The sequence below is a fragment of the Nocardioides sp. NBC_00850 genome, assembly GCF_045207335.1.
Taxonomy (GTDB): domain Bacteria; phylum Actinomycetota; class Actinomycetes; order Propionibacteriales; family Nocardioidaceae; genus Nocardioides.
The window spans coordinates 1,985,319-2,001,345 of record NZ_CP108845.1 but is presented as its reverse complement, the minus strand read 5'-3'; the positions used below and the strand labels follow the sequence as shown (position 1 = coordinate 2,001,345).

Annotated in this window: 14 protein-coding genes; 4 read left to right on the top strand and 10 right to left on the bottom strand. The window is 69.1% G+C overall.

Annotation, left to right across the window (positions count from 1 at the left end; translation table 11 throughout):
* Positions 1-34: 34 nt before the first annotated feature.
* Both OH802_RS09905 and OH802_RS09900 read right to left on the bottom strand, forming a co-directional pair.
* Complete coding sequence (locus OH802_RS09905) at positions 35-532, bottom strand: gluconokinase (protein ID WP_406027424.1); 498 nt, start codon at positions 530-532, stop codon at positions 35-37.
* A complete protein-coding gene (locus tag OH802_RS09900; RefSeq protein WP_406027422.1) occupies positions 532-1,272 on the bottom strand; it encodes a dienelactone hydrolase family protein in 741 nt (246 codons plus the stop codon). The genes OH802_RS09905 and OH802_RS09900 overlap by 1 nt, the downstream gene beginning before the upstream one ends.
* Positions 1,273-1,315: 43 nt before the next feature.
* Here OH802_RS09900 and OH802_RS09895 point away from each other — a divergent pair, with 43 nt between their 5' ends.
* On the top strand, positions 1,316-1,801 hold the full coding sequence (locus OH802_RS09895) for an SRPBCC family protein (protein ID WP_406027420.1): 486 nt from the start codon (positions 1,316-1,318) through the stop codon (positions 1,799-1,801).
* A 479-nt stretch (positions 1,802-2,280) separates the two neighbouring features.
* On the opposite strand, the gene OH802_RS09890 is transcribed toward OH802_RS09895, so the two are convergent.
* The 5 genes from OH802_RS09890 to OH802_RS09870 form a co-directional block, all read right to left on the bottom strand.
* Complete coding sequence (locus OH802_RS09890; RefSeq protein ID WP_406027418.1) at positions 2,281-3,069, bottom strand: 3'(2'),5'-bisphosphate nucleotidase CysQ; 789 nt, start codon at positions 3,067-3,069, stop codon at positions 2,281-2,283.
* Between the two features lie 58 nt (positions 3,070-3,127).
* Complete coding sequence (locus OH802_RS09885; RefSeq protein ID WP_406027416.1) at positions 3,128-5,200, bottom strand: protein kinase domain-containing protein; 2,073 nt, start codon at positions 5,198-5,200, stop codon at positions 3,128-3,130.
* A gap of 82 nt (positions 5,201-5,282) precedes the next feature.
* The gene (locus OH802_RS09880; RefSeq protein ID WP_406027414.1) at positions 5,283-6,629 is read right to left on the bottom strand and encodes an exopolysaccharide biosynthesis polyprenyl glycosylphosphotransferase; all 1,347 of its coding nucleotides are present in this window, start codon (positions 6,627-6,629) and stop codon (positions 5,283-5,285) included.
* Between the two features lie 140 nt (positions 6,630-6,769).
* A complete protein-coding gene (locus tag OH802_RS09875) occupies positions 6,770-7,462 on the bottom strand; it encodes a response regulator transcription factor (protein WP_091052720.1) in 693 nt (230 codons plus the stop codon).
* The gene (locus OH802_RS09870; protein WP_406027411.1) at positions 7,443-8,435 is read right to left on the bottom strand and encodes a sensor histidine kinase; all 993 of its coding nucleotides are present in this window, start codon (positions 8,433-8,435) and stop codon (positions 7,443-7,445) included. Before OH802_RS09870 ends, OH802_RS09875 begins: the two co-directional genes overlap by 20 nt.
* A 365-nt stretch (positions 8,436-8,800) precedes the next feature.
* Between OH802_RS09870 and OH802_RS09865 the strand changes: the two genes are divergently transcribed.
* The gene (locus tag OH802_RS09865) at positions 8,801-9,463 is read left to right on the top strand and encodes a LuxR C-terminal-related transcriptional regulator (protein ID WP_406027406.1); all 663 of its coding nucleotides are present in this window, start codon (positions 8,801-8,803) and stop codon (positions 9,461-9,463) included.
* A gap of 3 nt (positions 9,464-9,466) precedes the next feature.
* Here the strand turns inward: OH802_RS09865 and pth are convergent, their stop codons facing one another.
* On the bottom strand, positions 9,467-10,075 hold the full coding sequence (gene pth / locus OH802_RS09860; protein WP_406027404.1) for an aminoacyl-tRNA hydrolase: 609 nt from the start codon (positions 10,073-10,075) through the stop codon (positions 9,467-9,469).
* A gap of 7 nt (positions 10,076-10,082) precedes the next feature.
* Positions 10,083-10,706, bottom strand: coding sequence for a 50S ribosomal protein L25/general stress protein Ctc (locus OH802_RS09855; RefSeq protein ID WP_406027402.1), 624 nt, complete (start codon positions 10,704-10,706; stop codon positions 10,083-10,085).
* A gap of 222 nt (positions 10,707-10,928) precedes the next feature.
* Here OH802_RS09855 and pepN point away from each other — a divergent pair, with 222 nt between their 5' ends.
* Positions 10,929-13,385, top strand: coding sequence for an aminopeptidase N (gene pepN / locus OH802_RS09850; RefSeq protein ID WP_406027400.1), 2,457 nt, complete (start codon positions 10,929-10,931; stop codon positions 13,383-13,385).
* 48 nt (positions 13,386-13,433) lie between these two features.
* On the top strand, positions 13,434-14,447 hold the full coding sequence (locus OH802_RS09845) for an LCP family protein (RefSeq protein ID WP_406027398.1): 1,014 nt from the start codon (positions 13,434-13,436) through the stop codon (positions 14,445-14,447).
* Between the two features lie 272 nt (positions 14,448-14,719).
* Here OH802_RS09845 and OH802_RS09840 read toward each other — a convergent pair whose 3' ends face one another.
* On the bottom strand, positions 14,720-15,982 hold the full coding sequence (locus tag OH802_RS09840; protein WP_406027396.1) for a DUF222 domain-containing protein: 1,263 nt from the start codon (positions 15,980-15,982) through the stop codon (positions 14,720-14,722).
* Positions 15,983-16,027: the final 45 nt, after the last annotated feature.

Sequence of the window (16,027 nt, the reverse complement as noted above, 5' to 3'; positions counted from 1 at the left end):
AGATGGGCGCGTGTCGGCCGCATCTCGGTGCCGATCAGGCGCCGATCAGGCCTGCGTACTCCTCGACGATCGCGTCGACCGGCTGGTCGACGGCGATGGCCATTCCGGCCTCGTCCGACTCGAGCGGCTCGAGCGTCTTGAACTGGCTGTCCAAGAGCGCGGCCGGCATGAAGTGGCCGGGGCGGCTCGCCTGGCGCCTCGCGATCACCTCGCGGGTGCCCTCCAGATGGACGAAGGTCACCTCCGGGCAGTGCCGGCGGAGCTGGTCTCGGTACTTCCGCTTCAGCGCCGAGCAGCCCATCACGCCACCGCGCTCGGCGTGCCGGGCGAGCCACTCCCCGACCGCCTCGAGCCAGGGGTAGCGGTCATCGTCGTCGAGCGCGATCCCAGCGGTCATCTTCTCGATGTTCGCCTGCGGATGCAGGTCGTCGGCATCCTCGAACGGCACCCGCAGCCGCCCCGCGATCGCCGCCCCGATGGTCGACTTCCCCGAGCCCGAGACTCCCATCACGACAAGTACCGGTTTCGCCATCACGCCATCGTACGGGCGTAGAGCGCCTCGAGATCGGTGAAGTGCCGATGAGCCCCCGCCTCCTTGTAGGAGGAGGTGTCCGCCATCGTGTAGCCGTGCGGAGCGTCGGGGTAGATGAGGTTGGTGTAGATCACCCCGGCGTCGTCGAGCGCCCTGCCGAGGTCGTCGACGTTCTCCGGCGTCATGGAGCGGTCGTGGTCGGCATGCCCGAAGTAGTACTCCGCCCTCGTCCCGGCGATGCAGGTGTGCGGCGAGGCGGCGTCCGCGGTGACCAGCCCGCCGCCGTGGAAGCCGCCGACCGCGACGAACTCGTCGGGGAACCGCCCCGCGGTCCGCACCGCCAGCCGCGCGCCCATGCAGTAGCCGTGGGTGGCCAACGGGCCGGTGACGTACGTCTGGAGGGCTTCGACGTACGCCGGGATGTCGATCGCCAGCCGGTCCACGGTGAGGCCACGGACCCGGTTCATCGCGCCGCCGGCGAAGAATGCGTCCCTGGCGGCGGGGTCGCGGAGGTCGCCGGTCGGCGCCAGCTCAGCCACGCTGCCGTCGCGGTAGAACGTGTTGGGTGCGAGCACGACGTAGCCCCAGGAGGCGACCCGCTCGACCATCTCGGCCAGCCGCGGCCGGAGGCCGATGGCATCCATGTAGACGAGCACACCACCCTTCGGCGTGCTCTCGGGCCGGGCCAGATAGGCCTCGGCGGTGCCGTCAGGTGTCTCGATCTCGATCTGCTCGACCACGCCCTCACGCTACCGGCAGCACCTTGGTGCCATGCTCGTCCCCATGACCCAGCACCCAGAGGCACTGCACCTCGAATCCTCCCGAGCGATCCCGGTCGCTTATGAGACCGCCCTCGCCCGCGTCCTCCCGGCGCCGCTGCCGCAGATCTTCGGTCGCCGGTACGCCGCGATCGGCCCGATCGCCGAGGTCCGTGACCAAGCTGGCGGCTGGGATGCCGCCGGCGAGACCCGCACGATCGTCCTCGCCGACGGTGCGACGATGCGCGAGACCCTGACCGGCATCGACAGCCCCTCGACGTTCTCCTACGAGATCACGCCGCTCTCCGGCCCGCTCAAGCTGCTGGTCGGCCACGTGGCCGGACGCTGGTCCTTCGCCCCGGCCGGCACCGGCACCCGGGTCACCTGGTCCTGGGACGTCACACCCACGTCCCGGGCGGCGTCGTTCGCGATGCCCGTCTTCGGCTGGATGTGGAAGGGCTACGCCCGGCAGAGCCTGGAGTCGCTCGAGGAGCTGTTGGTCGACGGCTGAGCTTTCTTGAAGGCTGGTGGCCGCCGAGAATTTTTGGCTGGCTATCGGGTCGGCGGCAGGGGCTTGGCGCGGGGGTTTGGGTTGGGCACGGGCTTGGGATTCTGGTTGGGGTTTCGTCCCGGTCAGCCGGGCAGGGGTGGGAGGCGAACGAATTTTCGTTCGCCTCCAGATGCTGGCCCGGCTGGGGAGGGGGTTGGTGGGGTGGAAGAAATTTTTCTTTCACGCGGAGACCCCATTGCTGATGTAGGTGTGGAGCGGTCACCGACCGTGGGTGAGTGTTCCGTGGCCACACCCGGGCCGCCGCCCCGATAGCCAGCCAAATCTTTTCTCGACATGGTCCGGTGTCAAGGATCGCCGGAGGCGACCGGCGTAGCCGGCGGCCGCAGGCCGTCCTTGACTCCGGGGCAGGTCGAGAAGACCCTCAGAGAAAGGGTCGGCGGCCCACAGCCGCACGAAAAGACAGCCGCGAACGAGAGGGTCTACTCCACCCCGTGACGCTTGATGAAAGAGAGGATCTGCTCGGAGAGCTCGGGGCGGCACACGATCACGTCGGGCAGGTAGACGTCGTCCTGGTTGTAGCGCAGCGGCGAGCCGTCGATGCGGGAGGTGAACAGCCCGGCAGCGGCGGCGACCGCGACGGGGGCGGCGGAGTCCCACTCGTACTGCCCGCCCGCGTGGACGTACGCGTCTGAGATGTCGCGCACGACCGACATCATCTTCACGCCGGCCGATCCCATCGGCACCAGCTCGGCGCCGAGCTCCTCGGCCAGCGCCTCCACGAACGCCGGCGGGCGGCTGCGGGAGACGGCGATCCGGGGACGGGCCGAGGTCGAGGGCGGCACGACCGGAGCGGCACCGGTGTGGAAGGTGCTCTGCACGGACGCGTCGGCAAGCGCCGGCTGCGCGACGGCACCGGCGATCAGCTCGCCGTCGTTGGACGAGGCCCACAGCGCCACGTGCACCGCCCAGTCGTCGCGCGGCGGCTCGGAGAACTCGCGGGTCCCGTCGAGCGGATCGATGATCCACACCCGGTCCTTGGTGAGCCGCTCCTTGGAGTCCTTGCCCTCCTCCGAGAGGACGGCGTCCTGCGGGCGGTACTCGGCGACGAGCTCCATCAGCAGCTCGTGGGCCGCCAGGTCACCGGCGTCCTTGAGCTCCTTGCCCTCCAGGCCGGAGGTGGCACGCACCTCGAGCAGCCGGCGGCCGGCGGTCTCGGCCAGCCAGGCGGCCAGCAGGTGGTCGGAGGCGAGGATCTCGGTCGTAGGCACACCAGGCACGCTCTGCTTAATCTTCTCTGGCTCCGCTTCGAAAGTCACCCGCGGAACTCTATCCAGCCGACCGCCGAGTCCGATAAAGGCCCAGCCCGAGCCCGATCGCGGCGACCAGCGCCACCCCGGTCAGCACCGCGCGCAGGATCAGCCCGGTCTTGGCGCGCTCATGCACGTCGGTGACGTCGTTGGCCATGGTCTCGGCCGACTTCAGGATCACCTGGAGAAGGCTCTGGATGTATTCGACGGCGCCGTCGGACCAGGTGCGGACGATCGGCTCGCCCTTCGACGCCGCTCTCAGCTCGGTGGCGACGCCTTCGATGCTGCCCTTGGCGGCGACATCGCGGACCGTACGCTGCACCATCATCGCGCCCGAGCCCTTGTCGAAGGTGCCGTCGGAGACCCGGTCGAGCTCCGCCTGCAGCTCGGGCGAGGCGCCCGAGTAGAACGCCGAGGACGCCTTCACCCAGGCGGCCTCCGCGTCGGTGAGCTCCTTGACCGACTTCGTACCGATCTCGTTCTCGGACAGCGCGACGACCATGAGCTCCCGCTCGATGCTGAACGCCTCCGCCGCCTGTGTCAGCTTGCTGAGGTTGCGGACCTGGTCGCCGGTCTGGTTGTCCTCCAGCTCCGGCACCTGTCCCGCGAGCATCAGCAGGTTGCTGGCCAGAGCGGTGTAGACCTCGCGCGCGGCGTCCTGGCTGGCCCGGTCGCCTTCCTGCATCTCGACCCGGTAGAGCTCGAAGTCGTCGAGCACCTCGGTGATGTCGTGGTCGAGCTTCCGCAGCTCGGCGTCACCGTCGACGTCGATCTCGGCCGCCGCCGTCCGCCACTCCTCGACCGCGAGGTCGGTCGTGTGCAGGTAGGTGGAGCGTACGTTGACCGGTGCCTGCGCGACGGGCTGCAGCGCGTCCCGTTCGAAGATCACGTCGACTGCGAGCTCGATGGTCTCCGGGAGCGCCTCGCTGAGCGCGGCCGCCCGGCCGGTCTCCGATGCGCTCCGGAAGGAGGCGAAGGTCGCCAGGCCGCCGACAGCGACACCGACCAGGGCCACCGCCAGCAGGATGCTCAACGTCCGGTTGGCGCCGGAGCGCTTCGCCACCCGGGACCCGCCGGTCGGGAACGACCCGCTGGCCCCGATCTTCGCAAACGCCCCCGACGAGCCGGTCGCACCGGTCGACCCGGTCCCGGCTGCGGGGAACGAGCCGCTCCCGCCGAAAGCCTCGTAGGCACCGGAGGTGCTGATCGGACCCGACGCGTGCATCGGACGCTGCCTGGGCACCTGCGCGTCGAAGACCGGCAGCGGGCCCGAGCCGGTGAGCACCGCGACGACGTCGTGAGCTCTCGGCCGCTGCTCGGGGTCCTTGGCCATCATCATCGCGACCAGGTCGTCGATGATCTTCGGCACCTGGACCGCACCGCTGACCCTCGGGATGGGCGCGGTGGCGTGCTGGTAGACCATCGTCGCCGGCGCGCCGCCGGAGTAGGGGGTGTGGCCGGTGAGCATCTCGTAGAAGACGCAGCCCAGGGAGTAGATGTCGCTCGGCGGACCGACCTCGCCACCCGAGCCACGCTCGGGCGAGAGGTAGCCGAGGCTTCCGACCACGTCGTGGGTGGAGGTCAGCCGCTGGTCGCCCAGCCGGGCGAGCTGGGCGATCCCGAAGTCGACGATCCTGATCCTGCGGTCGCTGTCGTAGACGAGGTTGGACGGCTTGATGTCGCGGTGGACGATCCCCTGGGCGTGGACCGCGGCGAGCGTACGCGCGGCCTGGACGATGACCTCACCGGCCTCCCGGGCGATCAGCGGGCCGTGCGAGCGCAGGCGTTCGCCGAGGTCGGGGCCGGTCAGGAGCTCCATCACGAGGAAGGCCATCGGGCCGTTGCCGGTGCGTTCGATCCCGGCGTCGTGGACCTGCACGGTGCCGGGGTGGCTGGCGGCCGCGGTGGAGAGCGACTCACGCCGGAACCGCTCGATCATCGTCGGGTCGGCCGACGTCCTCACGACCTTGACCGCGACCCAGCGTTGCAGGGTGAGGTCCATGGCCTGCCATACCTCGCCCATGCCGCCTCGCCCGATCAGGCGGTGCAGCTCATAACGGCCGGCAATCATGGGGTGGGGGGAGGTTTGCATGGGGGACGTTCCCGTCGAGGATCCAGTTGTTCGTACGTGTTGGGTTGCTCACACAACGGCCTGGGAGTTTAGGCGACACTCACTAGTAGGCGCCAGAGCCACGCACAACAGCTTTGACTGTACGAACGACGATTCCGAAGTCCCGCAACAGCGTCCAGTTGTCCACATAGTCCAGGTCCAGGCGGACCGTGTCCTCCCAGGAGAGGTCCGAACGCCCCGAGACCTGCCACAGCCCGGTCAGACCGGGTGCAACCGCAAGTCGGCGATGAGAGTCCCGATCGTACATCGCCACCTCGCTCGGCAGGCCCGGCCGGGGCCCGACCAGCGACATCTGGCCCAGCACGATGTTGAACAGCTGCGGCAGCTCGTCGATGGAGTACTTCCGCAGCACCCGTCCCACCCGGGTCACCCGGGGGTCGGCGCGGAGCTTGAAGAGGACGTGGCCCGGCCGGTGGTCGAGCGTGCGCAGCAGCGACTCGGCGTCGACGACCATGGTGCGGAACTTCCAGATCCGGAACTGCTTGCCGCCTCGGCCGACGCGCACCTGCCGGAAGAAGACCGGACCCGGGGAGTCGAGCTTGATCACGGCCGCCATCACGGCGAAGACCGGGAGGAGCACGGCGACGGCGGCCGCCGCGGCCAGCCACTCCCACACGTACTTGGCCACCCGGGTCAGCCGCGCCCGCAGGGCCTCGTCGACGTAGAGAAGGGTCATCGAGCCCAGCCGCATCGAGGACGTACGCTGCGGGGTCACGTCCTGCATCCGGGTGCTGACCAGGAGCGGCAGGCCGAAGGACTCGCTCGTCCAGGCCAGCCGCTGGATCTCGCGGCCGGCCAGGTCGGGCCCAGGGACGACCAGCACGGCGTCGGGAGCGACCGAGGCGATCGCGCCGGAGAGCCCGTCGGCTCGGCAGACCGCCGCCGCCTCCATCAGGCCGCCGCTGAGCCGGTGGGTCCACTCCGGGATCACACCGTGGTCATGAGCCGCCTCCACCACGACGACGCGCAGCGGGGTGCGCGGCCGGGAGCTGAAGATGTAGCCCACGATCCGGAACGCGAGCGCGGTCACCAGCCCGAGGATGGTCTGCACGACCAGCTGCGCCTGCGGCAGCTCGACCACAGCACCCAGCAACCAGGTCGCCATGCTCATCGCCATGAACGCCTTGAAGACCCCCGAGACCGTCGCCCGCAGGCGCTCGGCGCCGGGCAGGATCTTCGGCGCGGTGATCCTGGTGGCCAGTCCCCAGACCAGACCCCACGCGAGCGCGTGGACGATCTCCTGTCCCACGATCAGCGGCGCGAGGATCATCAGCGCGAGCCCGTCGACCATCGAGGCCTGCAACCGAAGGGAGGGTGCCTTGGCGGACACCCTCCGGCGGTTGATGTCGAGCGGGACTACTGTCTCCACCGACGCCAGCTCTATCGTCATCAATCTCCCCCATAGCTGCTGGGCGCCCGAACGCTACTTCATGCCAGAACAATGCGGGAAGAAAGCGGTCGTTGGGGGCCGATGGGGGTCCGGTTAGACCAAATGAGGGAACCGGAACCCGCTGGTCCAGACCAGTGGGGTCACTCGAGCGACTGCGGGGACCGCCAGCCGAGGCGGTGGGCCAGCCCGACGGCGGCGATCTGGGAGGTGACCTGGAGCTTGGCGAGGATGGACTTCACCTGGGTGCGCACGGTCGCCTCGGAGACCACGCCGATCACGGCGATCTCGTGAACGGTGCGACCGAGCATCAGGTGGCCGAGGACCTGCGACTCGCGCTTGGTGAGCAGCTCGATGCGGCGGCTCAGCTCGGAGACCTCGTGCTGGCGCTCGAACCAGACCCGGATCAGCCGCTCGCGGTCGCTCACCGCGAGCACGCAGGCGCCCTGGTAGAGCCGCCTGACGGTGCCGAGGATCTCGCCGAGCGGGCGGGACTTGGACAGCACCGTGCGGGCGCCGTTGCGCAGCGCCTGGCCCCAGCGCGCCTCCTCGATCGCACCGGTCACCACGACCACGTCGACGCCGGCCTTGGCCAACGGCTCGATGAGGCGTACGCCGTCGCCGTAGCGCCCCAGGTCGAGGTCGAGGAGCACGACCTTCGGCTTGTTGCGGAGCACGACGGAGACCATCGTGGCGGTGGAGACGGGCTCGCTGGGCATCGGGATGCGGCGTACGTCGTATCCCTCCATCGAGACGGCGAGTTCGAGCGACTCGGCGAAGAGGACATGGTCCTCGACGATGACGACTCGATACTGGCTACGCGGCGACAACGTCATCGGAGGCGCCTTCCTTGTCTGCTTCGGCGGTGGGGCGCTGGATCACGGCGCTGGGAAGGGTGACCACGAAGGTCGTACGGTCCGCGGCGGCGAGGCGGAGCGAGCCGCCCATCCGTTCGGCGACGGTGTGGGCCTCGTTGAGCCCGATGCCCTGGCCGGCCGAGTCCGGCCCACGGACGCCCCACTCGAAGATCCGCTCGCGCACCTCGGGGGCGACCCCGGGGCCGTCGTCGGAGACCTCGATCACGACCATCTGACTCGACTCGCCAGGCTCGTGCCGGACCGTGACGTCGACAACGCCGGAGCCGTGCTTGGCCGCGTTGTCGAGAAGAATGTTGACGATCTCCGCCGCCGCGTCCGAGCTGCCGGAGGCGAGCGCGTTGCTGGGTTCGTGGACGACCGTGGTGCCGCTGGCCTCATGAGCCAGGGCGAGGTTGTGGATCACGGCGTCGACATCGATCACGCCGACGTCGATCGGCATCGTGTCCGCGCCGCCACGCTGGGCACGCACGAGACGCTCCAGGCGCCTGAGCTCGCTGCCCATCATGGTCATCATCGCGACGCGACGCTCCGGGTCGAGCGTGTCGGAGTTGCACAGCAGCTCACTGGCCGAGCGGACACCGGCGAGAGTAGAGGTCACCTCGTGCATCCGGGCCCGGTGGAGACGCTGGGTCTCACGCGCACTGAGCAGGTCGTGGTAGATCTCGTCGGCTGCCTTCGCCTCCGCCGCGCACACGCGCCGGTAGATGCGCACGCCACCGAACAGCAGCGCTGCGGCGGCGACGAGCGAGGTGGTGACGACGATGGCCGTGAGGAGCAGCCAGAGGACTGCTCCGTGGGCGCGGAAAGAGACCCAAGGTCCCTGAAGGACGGCGATCAGAAAGCTCTGGATACCGATGAAGACGGCGGTGGTCGTGGCGTAGGCGGTGGTTAACCAACCCGAGTTGATCCGCTGGAAAATGGACGTAGACATACTGCTCCCCAGGTCGGGTCGGCCAGGAGGTATGAGTCCCGAATAGGGCCGTGTCCAGGCCCTGCTCCCCCAGCCCGAGCTTGTCGGGCCGTCCCAATTTGAATGATGTGACCGAAACCTTTACAAGGCAACGTAATCAGCACCGTATCGCCACGTGACCGCATTCCGGGCCAATACCGAGAATTGAGGAGTCATAGAATTTCGAAGTCGTCCACAAACTACATTGCGGGACACGTTGTCCCAGGTCATCCCCAAACTTGGGGCACTGTAGAACAGGTTTCCGATCTCCGCCTGCGACTCCCCAGAATAGCCATACCCCCAGGGAGATCTGGCGGGGCCCGAGACGACCGAACGGCGCGGCAGACATGGCAGGCTCGACCGTACGACTCAGGGTTGCTGTCTCAGCCGACGAGACGATGACCCTCGATGCCGTGACGGTTGCGCTGGACGAGCGCGGCATCACGGTCACGGCGGCTGCGCCTACCATCGCAGAACCCGACGAGCTGCTCGGCGGAGATCCCTCCGCCTGGCTGGTGGTCACCGACCTGGACGGCTGGACCCATCTCGGCGAGGTGTGTGACCTGGTCCGCGGCGTACGCCTGCCCGGGGTCGTGCTGACCCCCGCCCCGCGCGGCGGCCTCTGGGGTGCCCTGCTCGAGGCCGGTGCGGTCGCGGTGCTCTCCGCCGACACCGACTCGGACACGATCGAGGACACGCTGCGCGACGCGGCAGACGGACGGCGCGGGCACACTCCGAGCGAGGCCGAGGGGCTCATCGCGCAATGGCACCTGCTGCGGGACGGTCGCGAGCGCATGCACCGCCTGGTCCGTTCGCTGACCGTGCGCGAGCACGAGGTGCTCGAGCTGCTCTACGACGGGGCCACCGTCGCCGAGATCGCGGCGCGCTTCGGCGTCGCCCAGACGACGGTGCGGACCCAGGTGAAGTCGATCCTGCGGAAGTTCGAGGTCGGCTCCCAGCTGGCCGCGGTCGCAGCGTACGACCGGTATCTGCGGCCGCCTAGGAGTTGACCCCTAGGAGTTGAACCGTTGCTGGGTCTTCTCCAGGCCCTCGTTGATCAGCGTCTCGATCGCGTCGGCGGCGGTGTCGACCACGAACGGAAGCACCTTGCGCTCGGTGGTGGAGAAGTTGGAGAGCACGAAGTCGTGCACCTCCTGGCGACCGGGCGGGCGGCCGATGCCGACGCGCACCCGGTAGAAGTCACCGGTGCCCAGGGAGGACCGCATCGACTTGAGGCCGTTGTGGCCGTTGTCGCCACCGCCCAGCTTGACCCGCATCGTGTCGAAGGCGATGTCGAGCTCGTCATGGATGGCGATGACATGGTCGGGCGGGACCTTGTAGAAGGTCGCGAGCGCCTTGACCGGCCCGCCGGACTCGTTCATGTAGGTCCGGGAACGGGCGAGCACGACGCGTGGGCCGGGCAGCCCCGGAGTCGCCCCCGGGAGCCGCCCTTCCACGACGTCAGCACGGCCGGACTTGTGGGCACGCCACTTGCCGTCCAGCCGGTTGGCCAGCTCGTCGGTGACGAGATAGCCGATGTTGTGACGGTGCCCGGCGTACGTCGGCCCGGGGTTGCCCAGGCCGACGACCAGCCAGACGCCGTCGGTCACCGAATCGGTCACCGGCCGGTCACTCGCCGTTGGTGGCCTCGGCCTCGGCGGACTCAGCGGTCTCGCCCTCGGCGGCCTCGTCGGAGGCGGGCTCCTCGATGGTCTTGGCCTCGGTGATGTTGACGACCAGGGCCTCCGGGTCGGTGACCAGGGTGGTGCCCTTCGGCAGCTCGACGGCACCGGCGAGGATCTGGGTGCCGGCCTCGAGGCCCTCGACGCTGATCTCGATGCTCTCGGGCACGTGGGTGGCCTCGGTCTCGACGGTCAGGGTGTTGGCGTCGGTGACGACCATGGTGCCGGAGATCGCGTCGCCCACGACGTGGACGGTGATGTCGACGGTGACCTTCTCGCCGGCCCGGACGGCGACGAAGTCGACGTGCTCGATGACGCGGCGGACGTCGTCGACCTGGACCTGCTTGGTCATGGCGAGCTGGATCTTGCCCTCGATGTCGAGCTCGAGGAGAGCGTTCGCACCGTGGTTCTTGAGCGCCATCATGGTGGCGTGGCCCGGCAGGCTCAGGTGGATCGGGTCGGCGCCGTGGCCGTAGACGACCGCCGGAATCTTGTTCTCACGGCGGATGCGGCGAGCGGCACCCTTGCCGAACTCGGTGCGCTTCTCGGCGACGATCTTCTCGCTGGACATGCGTTGAACTCCTCGATGAGTGGTGCTGACGTCAATGGCGCCCGGCTGGTCCAACGAAGGCCGTGCGACGAAGGCACGGCGTCTCCCGAAGAGACGTCCACCTTGTCGATCACGGAGCGCGATACGCTCCCTCGCCGAGGCAACTGCCACAGACTATCCCCGGGTCACGCTCACAGCGAAATGCGCGCGCGTGCTGACCTGCGAGGACGTACGTTGGAGGTCGTGTCCCTCACACTCGACGAGGCCCGCACACGGGCCGGCGTGCTCAGCTCCGTCTCCTACTCGCTCGATCTCGACCTCACCGGTCCCGAGACCTTCCGGAGCCACACCCGGGTCCGGTTCCGTTCCACGGTCGCCGAGACGTTCCTGGATCTGAAGGGCGCCCTCGCGGTGTCGTTGGTCGTCAACGGGGAGGCGGTCGAGGCCGCGTACGACGGTGTGCGGGTGGGCCTGACCGGCCTCTCGACCGGGCTGTCGACCGGGCTGTCGACCGGGCTGACCGACGGGGCGGTCAACGAGGTGGAGGTGACCGCGACCCTGCCCTATACGACCGACGGCGACGGGATGCACACGTTCACCGACCCCGTCGACGGGTCGCGCTATGTGTCCGCCTACCTGGGCATGGACAACGCCTCGAAGGTCTACGCCTGCTTCGACCAGAACGATCTCAAGGCGTCGTTCGCGGTCGCGGTCACCGCAGATCCGGCCGACACCGTCCTCGCCAACGGCGCCGTCGTCTCGCACGACGGCGGCCGCTGGGTCTTCGCCACCACTCCCCCGATCCCGCCGGCTCTGCTGGTCGTCGCCGCCGGGCCGTGGCACTCGGTGCGGTGGACGTACGCGCTCGATTCCGGGGAGAGCCTCGACTTCGGCTGGCATGCCCGGCGGTCGCTGGCAGCCGAGCTGGACCGGGACGCGGACGAGCTGCGGCGTACGTCCGAGGCGTGCTTCGCCCACTACGCCGACCTCATCGACGAGCCCTATCCCTTCGACTCCTACGACCAGGTCTTCGTGCCCGGGCTCAACTGGGGTGCGCAGGAGATGCCGGGGTGCGTGACCTACCGCGACGAGCTGTTGCCGCGCGGCGCGATCACCGACACCCAGCGGGCGATCCGCGCGGTGATCATCGCCCACGAGATGTCGCACATGTGGTTCGGCGACTCGATGACGATGACCTGGTGGGAGGACACCTGGCTGCAGGAGTCGTTCGCCGACTACATGGGCTACCGGGTCGCGGAGGCGGGCGCCGGCTTCTCGGACCTGCGGGTCGAGGTGGAGATCGGGAGCAAGCCGTGGGGCTACCGCTCCGACGCACGCCGCTCGACCCATCCGGTCGCTCCGCTGGCGGTGGACGTACCCGACGTGGACACCGCCGCCACCATCTTCGACGGCATCTCCTACGCCAAGGGCGGGGCCTGCCTGGTGCAACTCGCCTTCTGGCTCGGTGACGAGGAGTTCATGGCCGGGGTCAACCGCCACCTGACCCGTTTCCGGTTCGCCAACGCGACCCTGGCCGACTTCGTCGAGTCGCTCGCGGCGAGCTCGCCGAAGGACGTACGCGGGTGGGTGGACGCCTGGCTGCGGCGCCCGGGGTTCGACACGGTGTCGGTGCGGCGCGACGGGGACATCCCGGTCCTGGAGCGCGAGGGAAGCCGGCCGCATGCGTTCACCGTCGCCGGCTACGACTCCTCGCTCCGGCTCGTGGAACGCAAGCGGGTCGAGCTGGGGGCCGAGCCAGTGCCGCTGCCGGAGTTCACCGGGCTCGTCGTGGTCCCCAACGCCGGCGGCGAGACCTTCGCCGCGCTCCGCCTCGACCCGGGGTCGTGGGAGCCGCTCTCCGGCGGGCTCTCCCGACTCGAGGACCCGCTCGTACGTGCCGTGCTCTGGTCCGCCACCGCCCTCCGGGTGCGATCGCGTGACCTGTCGGCCGACGACTACCTCGATCTGGTCGAGACCCACCTGCCCGCCGAGACCCGCGCCGACATCATCGAGGGGGTGCTCGCCGAGACCCGCTCCGTGGTGATCCCGCAGCGGGTGCCGGCCTCGCGCGCGGCCGGAGCGGTCGCGCGGGTCGCCGCCGCGTCCGCCGCAGGCCTGGCGGCTTCCGCGGACGACGAGCAGCGGGCCCTGGCCTGGGCCGCCGCCCTGGCCGCGACCAGCGCGGACGCCGACCTGCTGCGCGGCTGGCTGGACGCCGACAAGGTCGGGGGCAGCATCCCGCTGCTGCCGACCACGCGCTGGGCGGCGATCGTACGTCTCGCCTCGCTCGGTGAGGCCGACGCGCGCTTCATCGCGACCGAGCGCGACCGGGACGGCACCGCCGAGGGAGACCTCGGCGCGCTTCGGGCCCTCGCCGCTCGCCCCTCGACCACCGCGAAGGACGCCGCCTGGGAGGCGATGCTCGCCCCCGGTGTCGACAACCGTCGCTTCGGGGCGCTGGCATCGGGGATGTGGATCGCCGAGCAGGCGCATCTGCTGCGTCCCTACGTCACGGCCTATCTCGCCGAGGCGCCGGCCCTGGCCACCCGTGGCCAGGCCTTCGCCATCGAGGTCGGCCGCGCCTTCCCGCGGATCGCTCTCGATGAGGGTCAGCTCGACGCGCTTCGCGCGGCCCTGGCCGGCGACGTACCGACGATCCTGCGGCGGTCCTGGGAGGACCACTTCGACGACCGCGAGTAGCGACCACTAGCCTCTATCCGCCCTCGACCCCCACCACTGAGGACGGCCATGAAGAAGACGCGCATCTGGCTCGGCGTCGGGATCGCGTTCGTCGTACTCGTCGGCGCCATCACCGGCACCGGCTGGTACCTCGCCCACCGCCTCGACCGCCAGGTCCGGACCGTCGATGTCTTCGCCGGGCTCGAGGAGCGTCCCGAGGCGGCCGGCGAAGCCGCGGGCGCCCTGAACATCCTGCTCCTCGGCACGGACGGGCGCACCGGCGGCAAAGCCACCACCGGCAGCGAGGCCACGGCGTCGTGGACCCCCGGCGAGCAGCGGGCCGACACGATGATGCTGCTCCACCTCAGCGCCGACCGCCGCTCGGCCTCGGTCGTCTCCATCCCCCGGGACTCCTGGGTACGGATCCCCGGCCACGGCAAGGCCAAGGTCAACGCCGCCTTCTCCCAGGGTGGACCGAGGCTCAGCGTGCAGACGGTCGAGAAGCTCACCGGCGTACGCATCGACCACGTCGCCTGGGTCGACTGGGCCGGCTTCGAGGAGATCGGCGACCTCCTCGGCGGCGTCGAGGTCTACATCCCCGAGACCGTCCACGACTCCGCCCGCCACCGCACCTGGACCAAGGGCACCCACCTGCTCAGCGGTGAAGAGGCCCTTCTCTACGTACGCCAGCGCTACGGCCTCCCCGGCGGCGACCTGGACCGGGTGAAGCGCCAGCAGTACGTCCTGCGCTCCATCCTCCGCGGCCTGAGGCAGAGCGTCGACCCGAAGAACCCCAAGAAGGCCTACGACCTTCTCGACATCATCACCCGCCACCTCACCGTCGACTCCGGCTTCTCCGGCCGCGACCTTCGTGGGTTGGCCCTCGATCTCGCCCGAATGCCCTCTTCGGACCTGACCTTCTTCACCGCCCCCGTGGCGGGGTTGGGCAAGGAAGGCGCGCAGAGCGTCGTCCGTCTCGACAAGCGCGAGGGCCGCCGTCTGTGGGCGGCTATGCGTGAGGACGAGATGGATGCGTGGCTGGCTGAGAACCCGGAGCTCGTGACCGGCGGGACTGTGAGCTGAGGTTTCTTCTTACGCTGGGGCCCGGATTCCATGGGTTGCGTACGGGCTTGGGATCTCGGGCCGGTGTTTCCTGGGGGCCGACGGCGTCCTCGTGCTTTTACAAGACGATGACACCTTGTGAAGGGTTCACAAGCAAGGCCATCCAATGGCGGCGCGCACGCCGACTGCTGCGATGGCATGACGCGACGGAGCGCGGACACAGATCAGCGATCATCGCGGATGGGCTCTGATGACACGGGCGCGGCAGCGCCGGCCAGCTGGGAGCAGCTCGCTCAGGTACGACGAGTGAACCGGATCCGACCATCCGGAAGTCGCTCATACGCGTAGTTCGGATCGTGGATCCGGCGATGATCGCTCGCACACAACAAGACCATGTTCGCCAGATTCGTGAGTCCGCCTTCCGACCACGGTTTCAGGTGATGAGCCTCGGTCCAGGCTGCGGGGGCGTCGCAGTCTTCGGCCTGGCAACACTTGTCTCGTAGCCGGAGCGCCTTGTGTTGGATCGGATACGCCAACCTGGCCGTGCGGCCGAAGTCGAGGATCTCGGAGTCGGTGCCCAACACCACCGGAACCAGATCCGCGTTGCAGGCCATCCGTCGGGCTTCGGCAGCGGTGATCTGCTCCCCGTCGAAACCCAGGGCGGCGGTGCCGAGGTCCTTGCGGAGGTCGTCCACGCTCATCGTGATGAACACCGTGGTGCCGTGGCCACCGTGCCTGGGGAGCTGGTCGACGTCGTAGGTCTCGACCACCCGGGCGAACGCCTGACCCAGCAGCCGGTCATACGGGGCCTTGCGGCCCTTGTCCTCGGCCGACAGCTTCCTCGGCTGCGCCAGCGAATCCAACTGGGTGCGGAGCCTCATCCCGACCGCCCGGGATACGCGGGCGTGGATGTCGATGGTGCCGTCGCCGTTGTCGCGGGAGGAGAAGAAGGTGCGCCGTTGGGCGTGCTCTTCTTCTCGTTGGAGGGCTTTGGCCTCAGCCTGCTCGAATCGTTCGGGGTCGATCTCGGTCAGGATTCGTCGCCCGACGATCTTCAACTCGTTCGCGGTGAGGCTGGTGGCGTAGTCGACCAGGAGCTTCTCGGCCAGGACCAGGTCCTCAGAGCTGGCGGCGGGGTCGTTCTCGATCTGGTCGAGGGCTTGGGTGATCACCCGTGCCTTGTCCTGGGACACGCCACCCTCAGCGAGGCCGGCAGCGACCTGCTCGTACTTCGCGACACCTGCGGCGAGCTTGATCTGGGAGCGGGCAACTGCCTTGTCGACCAGCAGTTCGGTCCGCATCCACCCGGAGGCGTCCTTGGCGCCGGTCTCCTCAGCGATGTCACCAGCAGCGGCGAGGACTCGGAGTTTCAGGGCGGCTTGTTGGGCCTGGAGCTTCTCCAACCGTTCCAGCAGGTCCTTCTTCTGCCCAGTGCGCCAGTAGGTGGGATCGGTGGCCAGGAGGTCTTGGAGGGCGGTCTCGATGGCCTCCAAGGCGGCGTCGATCGCGTCGCCGGGGTTGGTGCCCCAGTGGTCGATCGAGCGGCCGAGACTCATCGCCATCTTCCCCTTCAGAGGTGTGCTGTGATGAGTCTGATTCTA

Excerpts from the sequence above, each read along its gene's own strand:
- OH802_RS09905 (WP_406027424.1), bottom strand. The coding sequence starts at position 532 with ATGGCGAAACCGGTACTTGTCGTGATGGGAGTCTCGGGCTCGGGGAAG.
- OH802_RS09895 (WP_406027420.1), top strand. The coding sequence starts at position 1,316 with ATGACCCAGCACCCAGAGGCACTGCACCTCGAATCCTCCCGAGCGATC.
- OH802_RS09885 (WP_406027416.1), bottom strand. The coding sequence starts at position 5,200 with ATGCAAACCTCCCCCCACCCCATGATTGCCGGCCGTTATGAGCTGCAC.
- OH802_RS09880 (WP_406027414.1), bottom strand. The coding sequence starts at position 6,629 with ATGACGATAGAGCTGGCGTCGGTGGAGACAGTAGTCCCGCTCGACATC.
- OH802_RS09875 (WP_091052720.1), bottom strand. The coding sequence starts at position 7,462 with ATGACGTTGTCGCCGCGTAGCCAGTATCGAGTCGTCATCGTCGAGGAC.
- OH802_RS09870 (WP_406027411.1), bottom strand. The coding sequence starts at position 8,435 with ATGTCTACGTCCATTTTCCAGCGGATCAACTCGGGTTGGTTAACCACC.
- OH802_RS09865 (WP_406027406.1), top strand. The coding sequence starts at position 8,801 with ATGGCAGGCTCGACCGTACGACTCAGGGTTGCTGTCTCAGCCGACGAG.
- OH802_RS09855 (WP_406027402.1), bottom strand. The coding sequence starts at position 10,706 with ATGTCCAGCGAGAAGATCGTCGCCGAGAAGCGCACCGAGTTCGGCAAG.
- OH802_RS09845 (WP_406027398.1), top strand. The coding sequence starts at position 13,434 with ATGAAGAAGACGCGCATCTGGCTCGGCGTCGGGATCGCGTTCGTCGTA.
- OH802_RS09840 (WP_406027396.1), bottom strand. The coding sequence starts at position 15,982 with ATGAGTCTCGGCCGCTCGATCGACCACTGGGGCACCAACCCCGGCGAC.